Origin of the sequence: Nocardioides abyssi (genome assembly GCF_030412915.1) — a bacterium.
GTDB lineage: Bacteria > Actinomycetota > Actinomycetes > Propionibacteriales > Nocardioidaceae > Nocardioides > Nocardioides abyssi.
The window spans coordinates 56,262-73,395 of the sequence record NZ_JAUHJR010000010.1 but is presented as its reverse complement, the minus strand read 5'-3'; the positions used below and the strand labels follow the sequence as shown (position 1 = coordinate 73,395).

The following is a 17,134-nucleotide window of genomic DNA, read 5'->3' as shown; positions in this document are numbered from 1 at the left end:
CGTCAACCCGGGTGCGAGCCGGGTCACGGCACCGGTCTGGAGCGGGTCAGGGGCGGGCGAACAGGTCCGGCGCCCAGGCCCACATCGACTCCTCGACGACCGGCCGGCCGGTGCGCGGGGCGTGGATGATCCGGCCGGCGCCGGTGTAGAGCGCCACGTGGTAGATCGACGACGGCCCGCCGTCGCTCCAGAAGACCAGGTCGCCCGGGCGCAGGCCGTCGGCGGAGATCGGGGTGGACTGCTCGTACTGCGCGACCGAGTAGTGCGGCAGGCTCCGCCCGCCCTCGGCCCACGCCCCCGCCGTCAGGCCGGAGCAGTCCCACGCCGACGGGCCGGCCGCGCCCCAGCGGTAGGGCTCGCCGAGCTGCGCGCGGGCGAACGCGATGGCCGCCTGCGCCCCGCCGGCCGCTGGGGCCGGGGTGCTGTCGGACTCCTGGGAGGGTGCGGGCTCCGGGGTGGGCTCGGGCTGCTGGGTCGGCGCGGGCTCCCCGGTGGGCTCCTGGGTCGGCTCGGGCTGGGGCTGCTGGGTCGGGGCCGGCTCCGGCGGGGTCGCGGGCGCCTGCTCCGGCGCCGGCGGCTCCTCCTGCTCGGCCGCAGCGGCTGCGGCGGCTGCGTCGGCCGCAGCCTGGGCGGCCGCCTCCTGGGCACGCTGCTCGAGCGCGGCCTGCCGCTGCGCGGCCAGCTCGGTGCTCGTGCCCTGGAGGCGGGCCAGGTCGGCGACGAGCGCGTCGCGCTCGGTGGCGACGTCCCGGGCCGCGGTCTCCGCGGAGGCGGCCGAGGCGGCGGCCGCGTCCCGCGCCTCGCGGGCCTGCTCGGCGGCGGCGTCGGCCTCGTCGCGGGCGCGCTGCGCCTGGTCGCCCGCGACCTCGGCGAGCGTGACGGCGGCGCGGAACTCGTCGTACCGCCCCTCCAGCGCGTCGGCGGCGTTGCGCACGGTCGCCGAGCGGCCCAGCACGCCCTCGATGCCACCCTCGGAGGTCAGCGCGGTGAGGGCGTTGAGGCTCGGGGAGAGCTGGTACGACGCGGTGACGGCGCCGCTGTAGGCGCGCTGCTGCCGGTCGAGGTCGCGCCCGGCCGCGGTGGCCCGTCGCTCCGCACGGCGCACGTCGCGGCGGGCCTCGGCCGCGCGCCAGCGCGCACCGTTCCACGCCTCGGCGGCGCGGCCGGCCTCGACCGCGGCCCGGTCGGCCTCGTGCTGGACGACCGCGAGCCGCGCCCGGACGGCGGCCACGTCGCCGGCCCGGTCGGTGACGGCCCGCTCGGCCCGCTCCACCTGCTGGCGGGACGGGGCCCGGTCGGCGTCGTCGGCGAGCGCTCCCGTCCCCGTCGCGGCGAGGCCGCCGACGACGATCGTCAGGGCGAGGGCAGCCGTTCCGAGAGCACGCACCCGCCGGAACTTAGGCCACTTCCGTCACATCCGCCACATCTGACGCAGAAATCCGCACCGCCACCGGCGTGTCGCCTTGCGAACCACACTGGTGTAGTTCTAAGGCGCCGAGGTCACTCCCGGTCGACGGGGACCGCGGCGGTGGTAGTCGTCGGGTGCGACGACAGCCCGTGCCGGTCGAACTTCTGCCCGGTGGCGACGCCGCCGACGTAGAAGGAGAAGAGCGCGATGAAGATGCCGGCCACGTCGTCGGCGACGTAGTGCCAGCCGAAGTAGAGGGTCGCGACCACGGTCAGGCCGAAGTTGACCCAGAACAGGATGCGCAGCGCGCGGGACTGGACGGTGTACTGCACCATCAGCGCCCACAGCAGCGAGATCGCGGTGTGCAGGCTCGCGAAGCCGGCGACGGTCTGCGCCTGGCCGTCGCTCCACAGGACGTTCTGCCGCGCACTGACCAGGGAGTTCATCAGGTCGGTGGTGCCGGTGTGCGCCAGGTCGTAGAGGTGCGGGTACTCCAGGCCCGGGCCGAGCGTCGGCAGCGCGTAGTAGGAGATCGTGCCGAGCGTCCAGGCGAGCCCCTGGGAGGTGACGAACCACCAGCCGAAGGAGAGGTTGCGCGACCACACCAGCCAGACGGTCACCAGGATCGCGACCATCGGGATGAACAGCAGGTAGAAGGTCGAGAGCACGTGCGCCACGACGGTGCGGCCGAGGATGTCGTGGATGATCCCGGCGGGCTCGTGGCCGAAGAAGAGGATCCGGTCGACCAGGTGCAGCTCGCGGTCGTACATCCGGTCGCTGACCAGCGGCAGGAACGACTTGAGGTTCCGGTAGCAGACGTAGATGACGTAGAAGCTGACGATGCCGAGCATCACCAGCAGCACGCGCTCGCGGTTCCAGTGCGACCGCAGCCGGTCCCGCGCGATCTGGGGCATCTCGGGCACCCGGCCGCGGGAGAGCCAGAGCGCCCGTGGCACCAGGTCGAGCAGCAGCGCGCCGATGCACAGCAGCGGCAGCCGCAGCCACGACGGGCCGAGGAAGCTGCCCTCGGGGTCGATCAGGGGGCGGTCGATGATGACAGCGGTGATGACGGCCCACGCGCCGATCGCCAGCGCCGTCGCGACGAGCAGGGCGTAGGCGCGGCGGTACACGGGGGTCAGTCTAGGTACGCCGTCAGACGGCGCTGTCGGAGGGCGCGGCGCCGACCACCGCGAGTCGCGACGCGTCCACCCCGAGCCGCACCGGTGCACCGAGGGCCGGGCGGCGGTCGAGCGGCGCCACGGCGTCGACCTCGCCGAGCCCCGCGACGTCGACCACGAGCCGCACCTGGGTCGGCGTGGCCCGCGCGGCCCGGACGGTCCCGGCGAGCCGGCCGGCCTCGTCGAGCACGAGCGCCGAGCGGCGTACGGCGACGGCGGGGGCGGGCCGGCCGAGGACCAGCTCGGCCGCGGCGCCCTCCAGCACGCGGGCGTAGCCGAGGAACAGCGCGGTCCCGCGGTCGGCCGGCGCCCGCCACACCTCGTCGATCGCACCCTGCTGGACGACCCGACCAGCGCGCATCACCGCGAGCCGGTCGGCGACGGTGAACGCCTCCTCGTGGTCGTGGGTGACCATCAGCGCGGTGGTGCCGGCCTCACGGAGGATGTGGCGCAGGTCGACGGCGAGCCGCTCGCGCAGGCCGGCGTCGAGCGCGGAGAGCGGCTCGTCGAGCAGCAGCAGCCGCGGCTGCACCGCCAGCGCCCGGGCCAGCGCGACCCGCTGGCGCTCGCCGCCGGACAGGGTGGCGGGCAGCCGCTCGGCGTACCCCTCCAGACCGACGAGCGCGAGCAGCTCCGCGACGCGGCGGGCGGTGTCGGGGGCGCGGCGCAGGCGCAGCGCGTAGCCGACGTTGCGGGCGACGGTGAGGTGCCCGAAGAGCTGGCCGTCCTGGAACATCAGCGCGAAGCCGCGCTTGTGGGTGGGCGTGCGGGCCAGGTCGGTGCCGTCCCACGCGATGGTGCCGGCGGCCGGCTCGAGCCCGGCGACCGCGCGCAGCAGCGTGGACTTGCCGCAGCCGGACGGGCCGAGGACGGCGAGCACCTCGCCGTCGGGCAGGTCGAGGGTGACGTCGCGGACGGCGGGCACGCCGTCGTAGGCGACGGAGACGTCGGTGAGGGACAGCATTCAGAAGGCTCCCAGGGAGGGGACGCGCAGCCGCTCGACGGCGAGCATCACGACGGCGGTGGTGGTGGCCAGGACGACGGAGGCGGCCAGCGCCATCCCGTAGCCCATCGCGCCGGGGCTGCCGATGAGGCGGAAGATGACGACCGGGACGGTGGCGCGGTCCTCGCGGGCCAGGAACGCGGTCGCGCCGAACTCGCCGAGCGACGCGGCGAAGGCGAACCCGGCCGCCGCGAGCAGCGGCCGCCAGACCACGGGCAGGTCGACGGTCGCGAGCGTGCGCAGCCCGCCGGCGCCGAGCGACGCGGCGGCCTGGCGCTGGCGGTCGTCGATGCCGGCGAGCACCGGCACGATCGTGCGGACCACCAGCGGCAGGGCGACCAGCGCCTGCGCGACCGGCACGAGCAGCGCGGAGTCGCGCAGGTCCAGCGGCGGCCGGTCGAGGGTGATGAGGAACCCGAAGCCGAGGGTCACCGCGGAGACCCCGAGCGGCAGCATGAAGAAGCCGTCGAGCACCGACCGGACCCGCCGCTCCCCCGGCGTGCGCGACCGGCGGGTGACCACGACCGCGACGACCAGCCCGAGCAGCAGCGCCATCCAGGTGGCGTCGACGGCGGTGCGCAGTGAGGTCACCAGCGCCTCGGTCACCGGCACGAGCAGCGCCCCCTCGCCGGTCGTCTGGAGGGCGCGGTAGTTGCCCAGGCTCCACGCGTCGCCGACCCGCAGCGACCCGACGACCAGGGTCACCAGCGGTGCCGCGACCAGCACGAGCAGCAGCAGGGTCGCGGTCACCTGCGGCCAGTCGGAGCGGCGCACGGCACGCGGGCGGGAGGTGCGCCGCGCGACGGCCGGGTCGGGCACGGTCCGCAGCCGCGCCGCGAGGGCGAGCAGCGCGGTGATCGCGACCAGCTGCACCACCGAGAGGGCCGCCGCCGCCTGGAGGTCGAGCAGGTTGGTGGTGAGCAGGTAGATCTCGGTCTCGACCGAGGCGTACCGCAGCCCGCCGAGGGTCAGCACGACGCCGAAGGACGTCGCGCAGAACAGGAAGACCACGCTCGCCGCCGACACGATCGCCGGCCGGAGTGCGGGCAGCGTGACGGTCCGCAGCACCTGGGCGGGCGACGCGCCGAGCGCGGCCGCCGCCTCCGCAGGCCGCGGGTCGAGCCCCTCCCAGGCGGCGCCGACGCTGCGGACGACCACCGCGACGTTGAAGAACGCCAGCCCCGCGACGATCGCCACCGGCGTCCCGTCGAGGCCGAGACCGCCGAGCGGGCCGGCCTCGCCGAGCAGCTCGCGGAAGGCGACGCCGACCACGACGGTCGGCAGCACGAACGGCACCAGCAGCGCGGCGCGCACGACCCGGCGCAGCGGCAGGTCCAGCCGGTGCAGGGCGTACGCCGCCGGCAGCCCCAGCAGCACCGAGACCACGGTCGCGACCGCCGAGGACCACAGCGTGAACCACACGACGCGGCCCGTCCGCGGGCGGGCCAGCACCTCCAGCACGCCGCCCGGGTCGAAGGCGCCGTCGGGCCAGAAACCGCGGGCCACCATGCCCGCGACCGGCAGCACGAAGAACACGCCGAGCACCAGCACCGGCCCGAGGGCCAGGCCGAGCAGGGCGAGCGTGCGCCTCATCGCTGGGGGTCCACCGGCGGGCCGGTCACCGCGAGGTGACGTCGCTCCACTCGCGCAGCCAGTCGTCGCGGTTGGCCGCGATCTCGGCCGGGTCCACGTCGTACGCCGCCTCCGGCTGCTCCGCGAACCGGGCCCAGTCGGTGGGCAGGTCGACGTCGTCGCGGACCGGGAAGACGTACATCGAGTCGGGCAGCGCCCGCTGCACCTCGGGGCTCAGCAGGAACTCCAGCAGCGCGGTGCCGCCGTCGGGGTTGGCCGCGCCCGCGAGCAGCCCGGCGTACTCCACCTGGCGCACGCAGGTGTCGAGCAGCGCGCTGGTGGTGGTGCCGCCCTCGCCGTCGAGGGTGAAGGCCGGCGAGGAGTCGTAGGAGACGACGATCGGCCGGTCGCCCTTCGCCCCGCCCTGGGTGAAGTCGACCTGGTAGGCGTCCGACCAGCCGTCGACGAGCTTGGCGCCGTTGGCCAGGAGCCGCTCCCAGTAGGCCGGCCAGTCCTCGCCCTCCTCCGCGATCGTCGCGAGCAGGAAGGCCAGGCCCGGCGAGCTCGTGGTCGCGCCCGGCACGACGGTCAGGTCGCGGTAGGCCGGCTCGGTCAGGTCCGCCAGCGTCCGCGGCGGCTCGACGCCCTCGCGCTCGAACCAGGTGTCGTCGACGTTGACGCAGACGTGGCCGGTGTCGACCGGCACCAGGTCGTCGGCCGTGTCGCTCCGGGGCTCCAGGTCGTACGCCGCCGCGCCGGCCGGCCGCTCGACGTCGGTGTCGGCCAGCACGCCCTCGTCGACCGCCCGCGAGGCGAAGGTGTTGTCGATGCCGAACACGACGTCGCCGATCGGGCGGTCCTTGGTCAGCACGAGGCGGTTGGTCAACGAGCCCGCGTCGCCGGCGCTGCGGACCTCGAGGCGGAACCCGCTCTCCTCCTCGAAGCGGTCGAGCACCTCCTCGGGCAGCGCGAAGGACTCGTGGGTGACCAGCACGACCTTGCCGGGCGAGCCGTTGGCGGTCTCCTCCTCGTCACCTCCCCCGACGAGCGAGCAGGAGGTGAGGGCGGTGGTGGCCACCCCCGCCAGCAGGACGGACGCGAGCGCGCGCACGGATCTCATTCGTTGACTCCCTTCGCCGGTGCTAACCGGAGCAGGTTCGAGGGTCTGCAGCTCTTCTGCACTCTCAGCACGCCTGCGCGTGCTCCCCTGTCGTGTGGTGGTGACCCTAGCGCGCGAGCGCGACCGGCCCCTCCCCACCGTCCAGCCGCGCGAGCTTCTCCGGGTTGCGGACGAGGTAGATGCCGCTGACCACGCCGTCCTCGACCAGCAGCGTCGCCACCGTGTCGAGCACCCCGTCGACGACGAACCGTAGCGCCGGCGCGCCGTTGACCTCGACCGCGTCCATCCGCACGTCGCCCCCGCTCGGCATCACGCCGAGCAGGAAGCGCAGCACCTTGTCGCGCCCCAGGATCGGGCGCAGCGCCGCCGAGCGCAGCCCGCCGCCGTCGCTGGTGAGGACCACGTCGGGCGCCAGCGCCTCGACCAGCGAGGCGAGGTCGCCGGTGGCCGCGGCCGCCAGGAACCGCTGCACGACCGCACGCTGCTCGCCGCGCCCCACGTCCACCCGCGGGCGGCGCGCCTCCACGTGGCCGCGCGCCCGGTGCGCGACCTGCCGCACCGCGGCGGGCGACTTGTCCAGGGCGGCCGCGATCTCGTCGTACGGCACGTCGAAGACCTCGCGCAGCACGAACACCGCCCGCTCCGTCGGCGTCAGCGTCTCCAGCACCAGCAGCATCGCGGTCGAGACGCTGTCGGCGAGCTCGACGTCGTCGGCGACGTCGGGCGCGGTGAGCAGCGGCTCCGGCAGCCACGGGCCGACGTAGGACTCCCGGCGCCGGGCGAGCGTGCGCAGCCGGTTGAGGCTCTGCCGGGTGACCGTACGGACGAGGTAGGAGCGCGGGTCGCGGACCTCTGCGAGGTCGACCTCGGCCCACCGCAGCCAACTCTCCTGCAGCACGTCCTCGGCATCGGCGGCCGAGCCGAGCATCTCGTAGGCGACGGTGAAGAGCAGGTTGCGGTACGTCGCGAAGTGCTCCTCGTGGGGCCGGACCTCGCTCACGCCTCGGACCCTACGGCCAGCGGGATCTCGCAGACGTCGGAGAACCCCTGGCTCTCCAGGCCGGCGGCGGCGTTGAACCGGGAGCGCATGTTCTCCAGCGCCACCACCTGCGTCAGCTCGACGACCGCCGGGACGCCGAGCCGCTCGACGAGCCCGGCGACCATCTCGTCGGTGACGCGCAGCGGGGTCTCGCTCATCGCCTCGGCGTAGTCCATGACGTCGCGCTCGAGGTCGGTGAAGACCTCCGCCTCCCGCCAGCGCGGCACCTCGCGGACCTTGGCGAGGTCCAGGCCCTCGTCGTGGGCGAGGAAGTAGCCGAAGTCCAGGCACCAGCTGCACCCGATGGTGCCGGCGCTCGCGAGGAGGGCGTAGGACCTCAGGTGCGGGTCGAGCGCGTCGAAGCGGGCCACCTTGGACTCGAACGACAGCACCGCCCGCAGCGCCTTGCGGTGGTGCCACAGGACGTAGGCGTTGTCGGGGACCTGGCCGTAGGTGCGGCGGGCGTAGGCCTCCATCGCCCTCGCCCAGAGGCCGGTGGGGGTGGCGCGGGGGATGCGGAAGGTGCTGGGCATGGGTCTCTCCTGGTCGCTCGTGGGGTGTGCTGCCCTGGAGACACCGGCCGGCCGCTGCGTGTGACACCTGCCCCGTGTGAGAGTGGCGTCGTGCCGTCGCTGACCCACCAGGCCTTCGCCTGGGCCCTCCCCCGCGCCCGCCGCTCACGCGAGCTGGAGTCCCTCGATGTCGAGCGCGCGCGGCTCGAGGCCCGGCACCGGTCCACGGCCGGCGACCCGCTGCCCACCAACGCGGTGACGCGGTTCGAGCGGCGCTTCGTGGTGACCCGCGACGAGGTCCCGGCCGCGGGCGGGTCGTTCCCGGCGTACGTGCTGGCCGCGCGGGGTGCCGCGCCGTCGCGGACCGTGGTCTACCTGCACGGCGGGGGTTACACCTCGGGGATCGACCCCTTCCACGTGCGGTACGCCGCGCGGCTGGCCGACCGGCTCGGCGTGCGGGTCGTGCTGCCGGACTACCCGCTGGCACCCGAGCACACCTGGCGCGACTCCCACGACGCGCTGGTCGACCTCACCGCCGCCTGGGTCGCCCGCTCGCCCGGTGGCGCGGTGCTCGCCGGCGACTCCGCCGGTGGCGGGCTCGCCCTCGCGCTGGCGCTGTCCCTGCGCGACCGCGGACTCCCGCAGCCCGACCGGCTGCTGCTGCACGCGCCGTGGGTCGACCTGTCGACGAGCACGCCGGAGACCGAGGAGTACGACGCGGTCGACCCGTGGCTGTTCCTCGGCAAGCTCAGGGCGTACGCCGCGTGGTGGGCCGGCTCGGAGGCCGACCTCACCCGGCCCGAGGTCTCGCCGGCGCTCGGCGACCTGGCCGGGCTGCCGCGCGCGCTGGTCTTCCAGGGGACCCGTGACCTGCTGACGCCGGGCACCCGGCTGCTGGCGCGGCGGGCCGCCGAGGCCGGGTGGGACCTGACCTACGTGGAGGAGCCGGGGCTGCTCCACGTCTACCCGCTGCTGCCGCTCGTCCCCGAGGCGCGGCGCGCGTGGCGGCGTACCGAGGCGTTCCTGCGATGACCGTCCGCGCCGTCGCCGTCCCGTTCGACCAGCTCGACCCGCACGCCGTCTACGCCGTCGCGCAGCTGCGGCAGCAGGTCTTCGTCGTCGAGCAGGAGTGCCCCTATCCCGACCTCGACGGCCGCGACGTCGAGGACGCCACCCGGCACGTCCTGCTGCTCGACGACTCCTCGCTGCTCGGCTACGCGCGCGTGCTCGACGACGGCGACGTGTGGCGGATCGGCCGGGTGCTGCTCGACGTCCCCGCCCGCGGCCGGGGCCTCGCCGACGTCGTCATGACCACCGCGCTCTCGGTCTGCCGCGGCCGCGACGTCGTGCTCGACGCCCAGTCACCCCTCGCCCGGTGGTACGCCGGCTTCGGCTTCACCCCCGACGGGCCGGAGTTCCTCGAGGACGGCATCCCGCACACCCCCATGCGCCGCCCCGCCGGTCTGTGACTCCTGTGACTGGTGAGGCTCGTGGTGCTGCAGGCGTACCACCTATTGGTGGTACGCAGGACCTTCTGGGGCGATGCATCGGCCCAGAACCGTAGGCGTACCACCTCTTGGTGGTACGCCTGCACCCCGCCTCAGACCGCCGCGAAGACGACCCCGTCGGACGAGTCGGAACGGGCGGCGACGCCCCGGGCGACGAGCAGCTCGAGGTGGGCCTTGGTCTCCATGGCGGCCATGCCGCGGCTGAAGACGTCGAGGGTGTCGTAGGGGTGCTCGTGGCGGGTCCAGCCGAGGTGGCCGGCGACCTGGTGGGCGGTGAGCGGGCCGGACGCGAGGGCGGCGAGCGAGTCGGCGAGGCGGGTCTCGTGGTGGGCGAGCAGCTCGTCGACGCGGGCGTGCGAGGACGGCGCGACCGGGCCGTGGGCGGGCAGGATCGTGAGGTCCGGCAGCGAGCGGACCTTGGTCAGCGAGGCCATGAAGTCGCCGAGCGGCTGGTCGTCCATCGGCATCGTGAAGCCGATGGACGGGGTGATCGTGGGCAGCACGTGGTCGCCGGCGAAGAGCAGGCCGGCGGCCCGGTCGGCGTACACGTAGTGGCCGGGGGTGTGGCCCGGGGTGTGCACCGCGTCGACGGTGCGGGCGCCGACGGTGAGCGAGGTGTCGCCGTCGAGCCAGGTGTCGGCGAACGCCCAGTGGGTGGGGTCGGGCAGCTGGTCGTCGTCGCCCTCCTGGCCGGGGCTGTTCCACTCCTCGGCGAGCTCGGCGGCGCCGGCGGTGCGCAGGGCGGCGGCGAATGGGTTCTCCGTCATCGACGCGGCGTCCTGCATCAGCTCCAGCGCCGGCCGGTCGGCGAGGCCGAGCGCGACGTCGACGCCGAGCTCGGTGCCGAGCACCCGGGCGAGCGTGTAGTGGTCGCGGTGGACGTGGGTGACGAGGAACCGGCGGATGTCGCCGAAGCCCGCGCCGATCCCCCGCAGCGACCGGTCGAGGAGCTCGCGCGCCTGCGGGATCGCCCACCCGCCGTCGACCAGCGTCAGCCCGTCGTCGGCGAGGAGCACGTAGACGTTGATCGCCTTCAGCCCGTCCATCGGCAGCGGCAGCGGGATGCGGAAGATCCCGTCGGACACCTGCCAGGCGCCCTCGGCGGTCCAGTGCTCGCCGGAGTCGGGCGAGACGGCGTGCGCGGTCGACGTACCGGGTCCCGTGGTGGTCACGCCGGCGACCCTACGGACACCCTCACGTCGACACGTCGGGCAGTCCCAGGTCCAGGTTGGGCGCCTGGATGCCGCCGTCGACCTCGAGCAGCTTGCCGGTGACGTACTGCCCCGCCCGCGAGCTGAGGTAGACCACCGCGGCCGCGATGTCCTCGGCCTCGCCGACCCGGCCGAGCGGGGTCTTGGTCTCGAGCTGGTCCATCATCTCGGGCACGCCGGCGACGAACTCCAGCGCGCTCGTCATCACCGAGCCGACGTAGATGCCGTTGACCCGGATCGACGGCGCGAGGTCGGTCGCCGCGAGCCGCGCCCAGTGCGCGAGGGCGGCCTTCGCGGTGCCGTACGCCAGGTAGCCCCGGCCCGCGGACCGCCCCATCATCGAGCTGATGACGGTGATCGACTTCTGGCCCCGGGCGCCGGACTGCTCCGACGTCAGCATCAGCGGGACCGCGGCGACGCTCAGCGCGTGCGCGGTCGTGACGTTGAAGTGGAACGCCTCCTCGAGATAGTCCGGCGTCGTGTCGAGGAACGCGTTCGGGATCGTGCCGCCCACGTTGTTGACGACCGTGTCGAGGCGGCCGAAGGCGTCGTACGCCGCGTGCGCGAGGCCGGCGACGGCGTCGAGGTCGCTGAGGTCGGCGGGTACGACGACGGCGCGGCGCCCCGCGGCACGGATCCGCTCCGCGACGCCCTCGAGCTGGCCGGCGGTGCGCGCGGAGATGACCACGTCGGAGCCGGACTCGGCGAGCGCGACGGCCGTGGCGGCGCCGATCCCGCGGCCGGCGCCGGTGACGACCGCGACCTGGTCGGTGGTGGTGAACCGATCGAGGATGCTCATCGGCCGGCCTGCCCCCGCGTGCCGGTGACCAGGCCGCGGCCGGTGACCAGCGGCAGGTCGACGGCGCGGACGATGCCGGGCTCGGCAGCGACGACGGCGGGCAGCGCGTTCACGAGCCGCTGGGCGGTGGTGATCATGCCGCTGACGTTGTGGTCGCCGTGCTCGCCGTGGTGGAGGAAGTCGACCTGCATCATCGGCTCGCCGGTGATGCGGACCCGGTAGCAGCCGTCGGTGCCGGCCGGCGGGCGCTCCCAGTCGTCGTGCTCGCTGGCGTCGGTGCGGGTGACGTGCTCGAGCACCACGCGGGGCACCCCGTCGACCTTGCCGATCACCTGGAACCGCACCGCGCCGAGCGTCCCGGCGGCGATGTCGCCGGAGACCGACGCGGTGTCGCGGGCGGCCGGCCGGCGGTCGACCTCCTCGGTGAGCGGCTCGTCGAGGGTGACGTCGAGGGCGGCCGCGATCTGGCGCACGACGCTGCCCCACGCCATCGTCAGGATGCCGGGGTGCCAGAGCATGCCGAGCTCGTCCATCGGCTTGCCGAAGCCGAACATCTCGCCCATGACGACCGGCTGGTAGTAGGTGGAGTAGTCGCAGACCTCCATCACGCGCACCTCGTCGATGCGCTGGGAGAGGCTGGTCATCACCAGCGGCAGCACGTCGTTGGCGAAGCCCGGGTCGATGCCGTTGACGTGGAGGCTGGCGCCGCCCCGGCGGCACGCGTCCTCGATCCGGTCGATGAACTCCGGCGGCAGGATCCCCTCCGGCCACTGCAGCAGCACGGGCCCGCTGCTGACGACGTCGATGCCGGCCTCGACGAAGCCGATGAGGTCCTCGATGCACTCGAAGACCCGGTCGTCGGCCATCGCGGTGTGCACGATCGCGTCCGGCGCGAGCGCGATCAGCGCGTCGCGGTCGGTCGTCGCGGGGGTGCCCAGCTCGCGACCCAGGTCGGCCAGCTCGCCGGCGTCCTTGCCGTCCTTGGCCGGGTTGGACACCCACACGCCGACCAGCTCGAGGTCGGGGTGGGCGTCGACGCCGGCGATCGCGTGCCGACCGATGGTGCCGGTCGACCAGACGACCACGCGCAGGGGCTTCTCGGGGATGACCTGTGACATGCCGGTCAACCTAGAACACGTTCTAGAAATGTGGAAGGGGTCGGGCGCGAGCGGGCTTGTAACGGACCGTTCGCCGCTCTGTAGGCACGCTGCAGCGTGCCTACAGAGCGGCGAACGTCGCGTTACATGTGCCGATCCGGCCCGCCCGACCGACGCACGAGCGGCCGCGGCCGCGGGCAGCGTCAGGCGGAGGCGGGGGTCCCGGCGATCTCGAGGGCGACGGGGCAGCGGGTGCCGCCGTCGGCGTAGATGGTCGGCATGCAGCGGTTGCAGTGGATGCAGACGCCCTCGCGGGCGCGGCCCGCCTGCATCCGGTCCAGCAGATCGGGCTCGCGCAGCAGGGCCCGCCCCATGGCGACGAACTCGAAGCCGTCCTCCATCGCCTGCTGCATCGTCTCGAGGCGGTTGACGCCGCCGAGGAACATCAGCGGCAGCGACAGCTCCTCGCGGAAGCGGAGCGCCTTGTCGCGGAAGTAGCCCTCGGTGAACTCGTAGGACTTCATGAACGAGCGGCCGACCGGCGTGCGCATGCCGAGGCGCACCGGCAGCGGCATCGCGGCGGCGAACTCCGCGACCGGGGTGCCGCCGCGGAAGAGGTACATCGGGTTCATCAGCGAGCTGCCGCCGGAGAGCTGCATCGCGTCGAGGTTGTCGTCGGCCTCGAGCAGTCGTGCGATCTCGAGGCCGGTCTCGGTCGTGACGCCGCCCTTGAAGCCGTCGGAGGAGGAGAGCTTCGCGGTGACGGCCACCTCGCCGCCGACCTCCTCGCGCACGGCGCGGGCGACCTGGCGGGCGAGGCGGGCACGGTTCTCCAGCGAGCCGCCCCAGCGGTCCTTGCGCCGGTTGAGCCCGGGCGCGAGGAAGGAGGAGATGAGGTAGCTGTGCGCCATGTGCAGCTCGAGCACGTCGAAGCCCGCGCGGACCAGCAGCCGGGCGGCGGCGACGTACGCCTTGGTCACGCGGGTCAGGTCGGCCTCGGTGGCCGAGCGGATCATCTGCATCGACAGCGGGCTGGGCATGCCGCTGGCGGCGATCGCCTTGACGCCGTTGGAGCGGCCGTTGGCGACCGGGCCGGCGTGGCCGACCTGGCCGGCGATCGCGGCACCCTCGGCGTGGACGGCGTCGGCGAGCCGGGCCAGCCCGGCCAGGGTGTCCTCGCCGACGACGATGACCTCGCGGTGCGTGCGACCCTCCGGCGCGACGGCGAGGTAGGCCACGGTCGTCAGGCCCACGCCGCCGCGCACCGGCGCGAGGTGGTAGTCGATCAGCTCGTCGGTCACCTGCCCGTGCGGCGTGCGCCCCTCGAACGTCGCGGCCTTGACCGTGCGGTTGCGCAGCCGCACCGGGCCGAGCGTGGTGGGCGAGAAGACGTCGGGAGCAGCCACGGCCGGAACTGTAACGCGTTCCAGTTCTGGGGTCAGTCCCCTCGGCAGGGCAGGATCGGGCGCGTGGAGGTCGACGCGCTGGTCGCACGGCTGCGCGCCGCCGGCTGCGTGTACGCCGAGGAGGAGGCCGCCCTGCTCCGCGAGGCTGTCCCCGGCGGCGCCGACGGGGCCGACGGGGCCGGCGTCGAGCGGCTGGTGGCCCGGCGGGTCGGCGGGGAGCCGCTGGAGCAGGTGCTGGGCTGGGCGGCCTTCGCCGGGCTGCGGGTGGCGGTGGCCCCCGGGGTCTTCGTGCCCCGGCGGCGTACGACGCTGCTGGTGCGGCTCGCCGTGCACGCGCTGGAGCAGGCGGTTCGGCAGGCGGCGGAGCAGACGGCGCAGCAGGCGGGCCGCGGCCCGGTGCTGGTCGACCTGTGCTGCGGCACCGGCGCGGTGGCGGCGGCCGTGCGCGCGACCGTCCGCCCGACGCTGCCGGCCGTCGAGGTGCACGCCGCGGACGTCGACCCGGCCGCGGTGGCGTGCGCGCGGCACAACCTGCCGCCCGAGGTCGTCCACGAGGGCGACCTGTACGCCGCGCTCCCCGGCCGCCTGCGCGGGCGCGTCGACGTGCTGGTCGCCAACGCGCCGTACGTCCCCACCGCCGACGTCGCGCTGATGCCGCCCGAGGCGCGCGACCACGAGCACCGGGTCGCGCTCGACGGGGGCGACGACGGGCTCGCGGTGCAGCGTCGGGTGGCGGCCGGCCTCGGCCCGTGGCTCGCGCCCGGCGCGACCGTCGTCGTCGAGACCGGACGGCACCAGGCCGACCGCACGGCCGTGCTGCTCGCGGCGGCCGGGCTCGCGGCCGAGGTGGTCCTCGACGACGAGGTGGAGGGGTGCGCGGTGGTCGGCCGGGCGCGGGCGTAGCGGTCCAGACCGGCGCACGGTGGACGTTTCAACCACCCCCGCGGGCGGGGAGGAGGGACGGCGTCGACGACCCCCGGCCGGGGAGGCTGCGCAGCGCCATGGGGGGCGTGCTGCGCCGAGGGGGTCGTCGACCGGGAGCAGGCCGGCTGCAGGGGCGCCCGCCCGGGACCGACCGGGATACCGTCGCCGCATGACCGGCACCCCGGAGCGCCCCCTCGAGGAGGGCGTGCGCACCGACTTCCACGGCGCGATGAGCTACGGCCGCTACCTCGACCTCGACCGGTTGCTCTCGGCCCAGCACCCGCGCAGCGTCCCTGAGCACCACGACGAGATGCTCTTCATCGTCCAGCACCAGACCTCTGAGCTGTGGTTGAAGCTGGTCCTGCACGAGCTGCGCGAGGCCCGCGCGCTGATGGACGCCGACCGCCTCGAGCCGGCGCTGAAGTGCCTGGCCCGCGTCAAGGCGATCCAGCGCACGCTCATCCAGCAGTGGTCGGTGCTCGCGACGCTCACCCCGCGGGAGTACGCCGAGTTCCGCGGCGCGCTCGGCAGCAGCTCCGGCTTCCAGTCCCACCAGTACCGCGCCGTCGAGTTCGTCCTCGGCAACAAGTCCGCCGCGATGCTCAAGGTCTTCGAGTCCGAGCCGGAGGCCCACGCCCTGCTCGCGACCCTCCTGGAGGAGCCCACGTTGTACGACGCGTTCCTGCGCCTGTTGGCCCGCCGCGGCCTCGAGGTTCCCGCCGACGTCCTCGAGCGCGACGTCCGCGAGCCGTGGGCGTTCCGCGAGGACCTGGTGCCGGTCTTCCGCCGGGTCTACGAGGAGCGCGACCTGCCCTGGGGGCTCTACGAGGCGTGCGAGGACCTCGTCGACCTCGAGGACAACGTGCAGGAGTGGCGCTTCCGCCACCTGCGCACCGTGCAGCGCACGATCGGATTCCAGCGCGGCACCGGCGGCTCGTCGGGCGTGGGCTTCCTGCGCAAGGCGCTCGACCTGACCTTCTTCCCCGAGCTGTACGCCGTGCGCGGCGAGGTCGGCGCGTGAGCACGGGGGCGGTGGCCCGCCCGACGTCGGCCGAGCTGGACGCGCGCGACCCGCTGGCGGCGTACCGCTCGCGCTTCGTCGGCGCCGACGACCCGGCGGTCGCCGCCTACCTGGACGGCAACTCGCTGGGCCGGCCGGTCGCGGGCGTGGCCGAGCGGCTGACGGCGTTCGTCGAGGGCGCGTGGGGCGACCGGCTGATCCGCAGCTGGGACGAGGCGTGGATGGACGAGCCGACCCGGGTCGGCGACCGGCTGGGGCGGGTCGTGCTGGGTGCGGCGCCGGGCCAGGTCGTCGTCGGCGACTCCACCTCGGTGCTGCTCTACAAGCTGCTGCGCGCGGCGGCCGCGGCCCGACCGGACCGGCGCGAGGTGGTCGTGGACCGCGACAACTTCCCCACCGACCGCTACCTCCTCGAGGGCGTCGCCGCCGAGTGCGGGCTGACGATCCGCTGGGTCGAGGCCGACCCCGACGGCGGTGTCACGGTCGACGACCTGGCGCCCGCGCTGGGTGGGGGCACGGCGTTCGTGCTGCTCAGCCACGTCGCCTTCCGCTCCGGCCACGTCGCCGACGGGCCCGCGCTGACCCGGCTCGTCCATGACGCCGGCGCGCTGGTCGTGTGGGACCTCAGCCACTCGGCCGGCTCCGTCGAGGTCGCGCTCGACGCATGGGGGGCGGACCTCGCGGTCGGCTGCACCTACAAGTACCTCAACGGCGGCCCCGGCTCTCCCGCCTTCGCCTACGTCCGCGCCGACCTGCTGCCCGACCTGAAGCAGCCGCTGTGGGGCTGGATGGGCCACGCCGACCCGTTCGCGATGGGGCCGGCCTACGAGCCGGCGCCGGGCATCCGCCGCCTGCTCACCGGCACCCCGCCGGTGCTCGCGATGCAGCCGCTGCAGGCGATGCTCGACCTGCTCGAGGAGGCCGGCATGCCCGCCGTGCGCGTCAAGGCGATGGCGCTGACCGAGCACGCCGTCGCGCTGGCCGACGAGCGGCTGGCGGCGTACGACGTCCGGCTGGCGAGCCCCCGCGACCCGGCCGAGCGGGGCGCGCACGTGATGCTCGAGCACCCGGCGTTCCGCGAGGTGACCGCCCGCCTCTGGCAGCAGGGCGTCGTGCCCGACTTCCGCCCGCCGGCGGGCCTGCGCATCGGGCTGTCGCCGCTCAGCACGTCGTTCGCCGAGGTCGAGCGCGGGATCGACGCCGTCGCGGCCGCGCTCGCCGAGCTGGGCTGAACCGGCGGCTGCAGGAGTCACCGGTTAACCGGTGACCCCTGCACATATCGGGGCAGATCTGCCCCGATATGTGCAGGGGTCCCGTCGTGCGTGGGACCGGTGTG

At 74.7% G+C, this 17,134-nt stretch carries 16 protein-coding genes and 1 riboswitch; of the genes, 5 read left to right on the top strand and 11 right to left on the bottom strand.

The window, feature by feature from the left end; translation table 11 throughout:
* Nucleotides 1-46 precede the first annotated feature (46 nt).
* The 7 genes from QWY29_RS18040 to QWY29_RS18010 all read right to left on the bottom strand — a co-directional run bounded on the left by QWY29_RS18040 (nt 47) and on the right by QWY29_RS18010 (nt 7,853).
* Nucleotides 47-1,387, bottom strand: coding sequence for a C40 family peptidase (locus QWY29_RS18040; protein WP_300962549.1), 1,341 nt, complete (start codon nt 1,385-1,387; stop codon nt 47-49).
* Between the two features lie 113 nt (nt 1,388-1,500).
* Nucleotides 1,501-2,538 (bottom strand): phosphatase PAP2 family protein, encoded by a 1,038-nt coding sequence (locus tag QWY29_RS18035; RefSeq protein ID WP_300962547.1) that lies wholly within the window; start codon nt 2,536-2,538, stop codon nt 1,501-1,503.
* Between the two features lie 22 nt (nt 2,539-2,560).
* Nucleotides 2,561-3,550 carry an ABC transporter ATP-binding protein gene (locus QWY29_RS18030; RefSeq protein ID WP_300962546.1) on the bottom strand — a complete coding sequence of 330 codons (990 nt, stop codon included), beginning with the start codon at nt 3,548-3,550 and terminating at the stop codon, nt 2,561-2,563.
* On the bottom strand, nt 3,551-5,182 hold the full coding sequence (locus tag QWY29_RS18025) for an ABC transporter permease (protein WP_300962545.1): 1,632 nt from the start codon (nt 5,180-5,182) through the stop codon (nt 3,551-3,553).
* Between the two features lie 25 nt (nt 5,183-5,207).
* Nucleotides 5,208-6,281 carry a thiamine ABC transporter substrate-binding protein gene (locus QWY29_RS18020; RefSeq protein WP_439117454.1) on the bottom strand — a complete coding sequence of 358 codons (1,074 nt, stop codon included), beginning with the start codon at nt 6,279-6,281 and terminating at the stop codon, nt 5,208-5,210.
* Nucleotides 6,273-6,380: riboswitch (TPP riboswitch) on the bottom strand. (Overlaps the previous gene by 9 nt.)
* Before the next feature lie 7 nt (nt 6,381-6,387).
* Entirely contained in the window at nt 6,388-7,209 is an 822-nt protein-coding gene (locus QWY29_RS18015) for an RNA polymerase sigma-70 factor (RefSeq protein WP_439117455.1), read from the bottom strand.
* A gap of 68 nt (nt 7,210-7,277) precedes the next feature.
* The gene (locus QWY29_RS18010) at nt 7,278-7,853 is read right to left on the bottom strand and encodes a carboxymuconolactone decarboxylase family protein (protein WP_300962540.1); all 576 of its coding nucleotides are present in this window, start codon (nt 7,851-7,853) and stop codon (nt 7,278-7,280) included.
* A gap of 90 nt (nt 7,854-7,943) precedes the next feature.
* Between QWY29_RS18010 and QWY29_RS18005 the strand changes: the two genes are divergently transcribed.
* Nucleotides 7,944-8,864 carry an alpha/beta hydrolase gene (locus QWY29_RS18005; protein ID WP_300962539.1) on the top strand — a complete coding sequence of 307 codons (921 nt, stop codon included), beginning with the start codon at nt 7,944-7,946 and terminating at the stop codon, nt 8,862-8,864.
* Nucleotides 8,861-9,301, top strand: coding sequence for a GNAT family N-acetyltransferase (locus QWY29_RS18000; protein ID WP_300962538.1), 441 nt, complete (start codon nt 8,861-8,863; stop codon nt 9,299-9,301). Before QWY29_RS18005 ends, QWY29_RS18000 begins: the two co-directional genes overlap by 4 nt.
* A 131-nt stretch (nt 9,302-9,432) precedes the next feature.
* Here QWY29_RS18000 and QWY29_RS17995 read toward each other — a convergent pair whose 3' ends face one another.
* The 4 genes from QWY29_RS17995 to QWY29_RS17980 form a co-directional block, all read right to left on the bottom strand.
* Nucleotides 9,433-10,512: an MBL fold metallo-hydrolase gene (locus QWY29_RS17995; protein ID WP_300962536.1), complete on the bottom strand. Its 1,080-nt coding sequence runs from the start codon at nt 10,510-10,512 to the stop codon at nt 9,433-9,435.
* Nucleotides 10,513-10,534: 22 nt separating this feature from the next.
* Nucleotides 10,535-11,350 (bottom strand): SDR family oxidoreductase, encoded by an 816-nt coding sequence (locus tag QWY29_RS17990; protein WP_300962534.1) that lies wholly within the window; start codon nt 11,348-11,350, stop codon nt 10,535-10,537.
* Nucleotides 11,347-12,468 carry an NAD(P)H-dependent amine dehydrogenase family protein gene (locus QWY29_RS17985; RefSeq protein WP_300962533.1) on the bottom strand — a complete coding sequence of 374 codons (1,122 nt, stop codon included), beginning with the start codon at nt 12,466-12,468 and terminating at the stop codon, nt 11,347-11,349. Before QWY29_RS17985 ends, QWY29_RS17990 begins: the two co-directional genes overlap by 4 nt.
* 182 nt (nt 12,469-12,650) lie before the next feature.
* Entirely contained in the window at nt 12,651-13,853 is a 1,203-nt protein-coding gene (locus tag QWY29_RS17980; RefSeq protein ID WP_300962531.1) for an oxidoreductase, read from the bottom strand.
* A 63-nt stretch (nt 13,854-13,916) separates the two neighbouring features.
* Between QWY29_RS17980 and QWY29_RS17975 the strand changes: the two genes are divergently transcribed.
* The 3 genes from QWY29_RS17975 to QWY29_RS17965 all read left to right on the top strand — a co-directional run bounded on the left by QWY29_RS17975 (nt 13,917) and on the right by QWY29_RS17965 (nt 17,030).
* Nucleotides 13,917-14,756, top strand: coding sequence for a putative protein N(5)-glutamine methyltransferase (locus QWY29_RS17975; protein ID WP_300962530.1), 840 nt, complete (start codon nt 13,917-13,919; stop codon nt 14,754-14,756).
* A gap of 190 nt (nt 14,757-14,946) precedes the next feature.
* Nucleotides 14,947-15,798, top strand: a complete 852-nt coding sequence (kynA, locus tag QWY29_RS17970) for a tryptophan 2,3-dioxygenase (protein ID WP_300962528.1) — start codon at nt 14,947-14,949, stop codon at nt 15,796-15,798.
* Entirely contained in the window at nt 15,795-17,030 is a 1,236-nt protein-coding gene (locus QWY29_RS17965; RefSeq protein ID WP_300962526.1) for a kynureninase, read from the top strand. The genes kynA and QWY29_RS17965 overlap by 4 nt, the downstream gene beginning before the upstream one ends.
* Nucleotides 17,031-17,134: the final 104 nt, after the last annotated feature.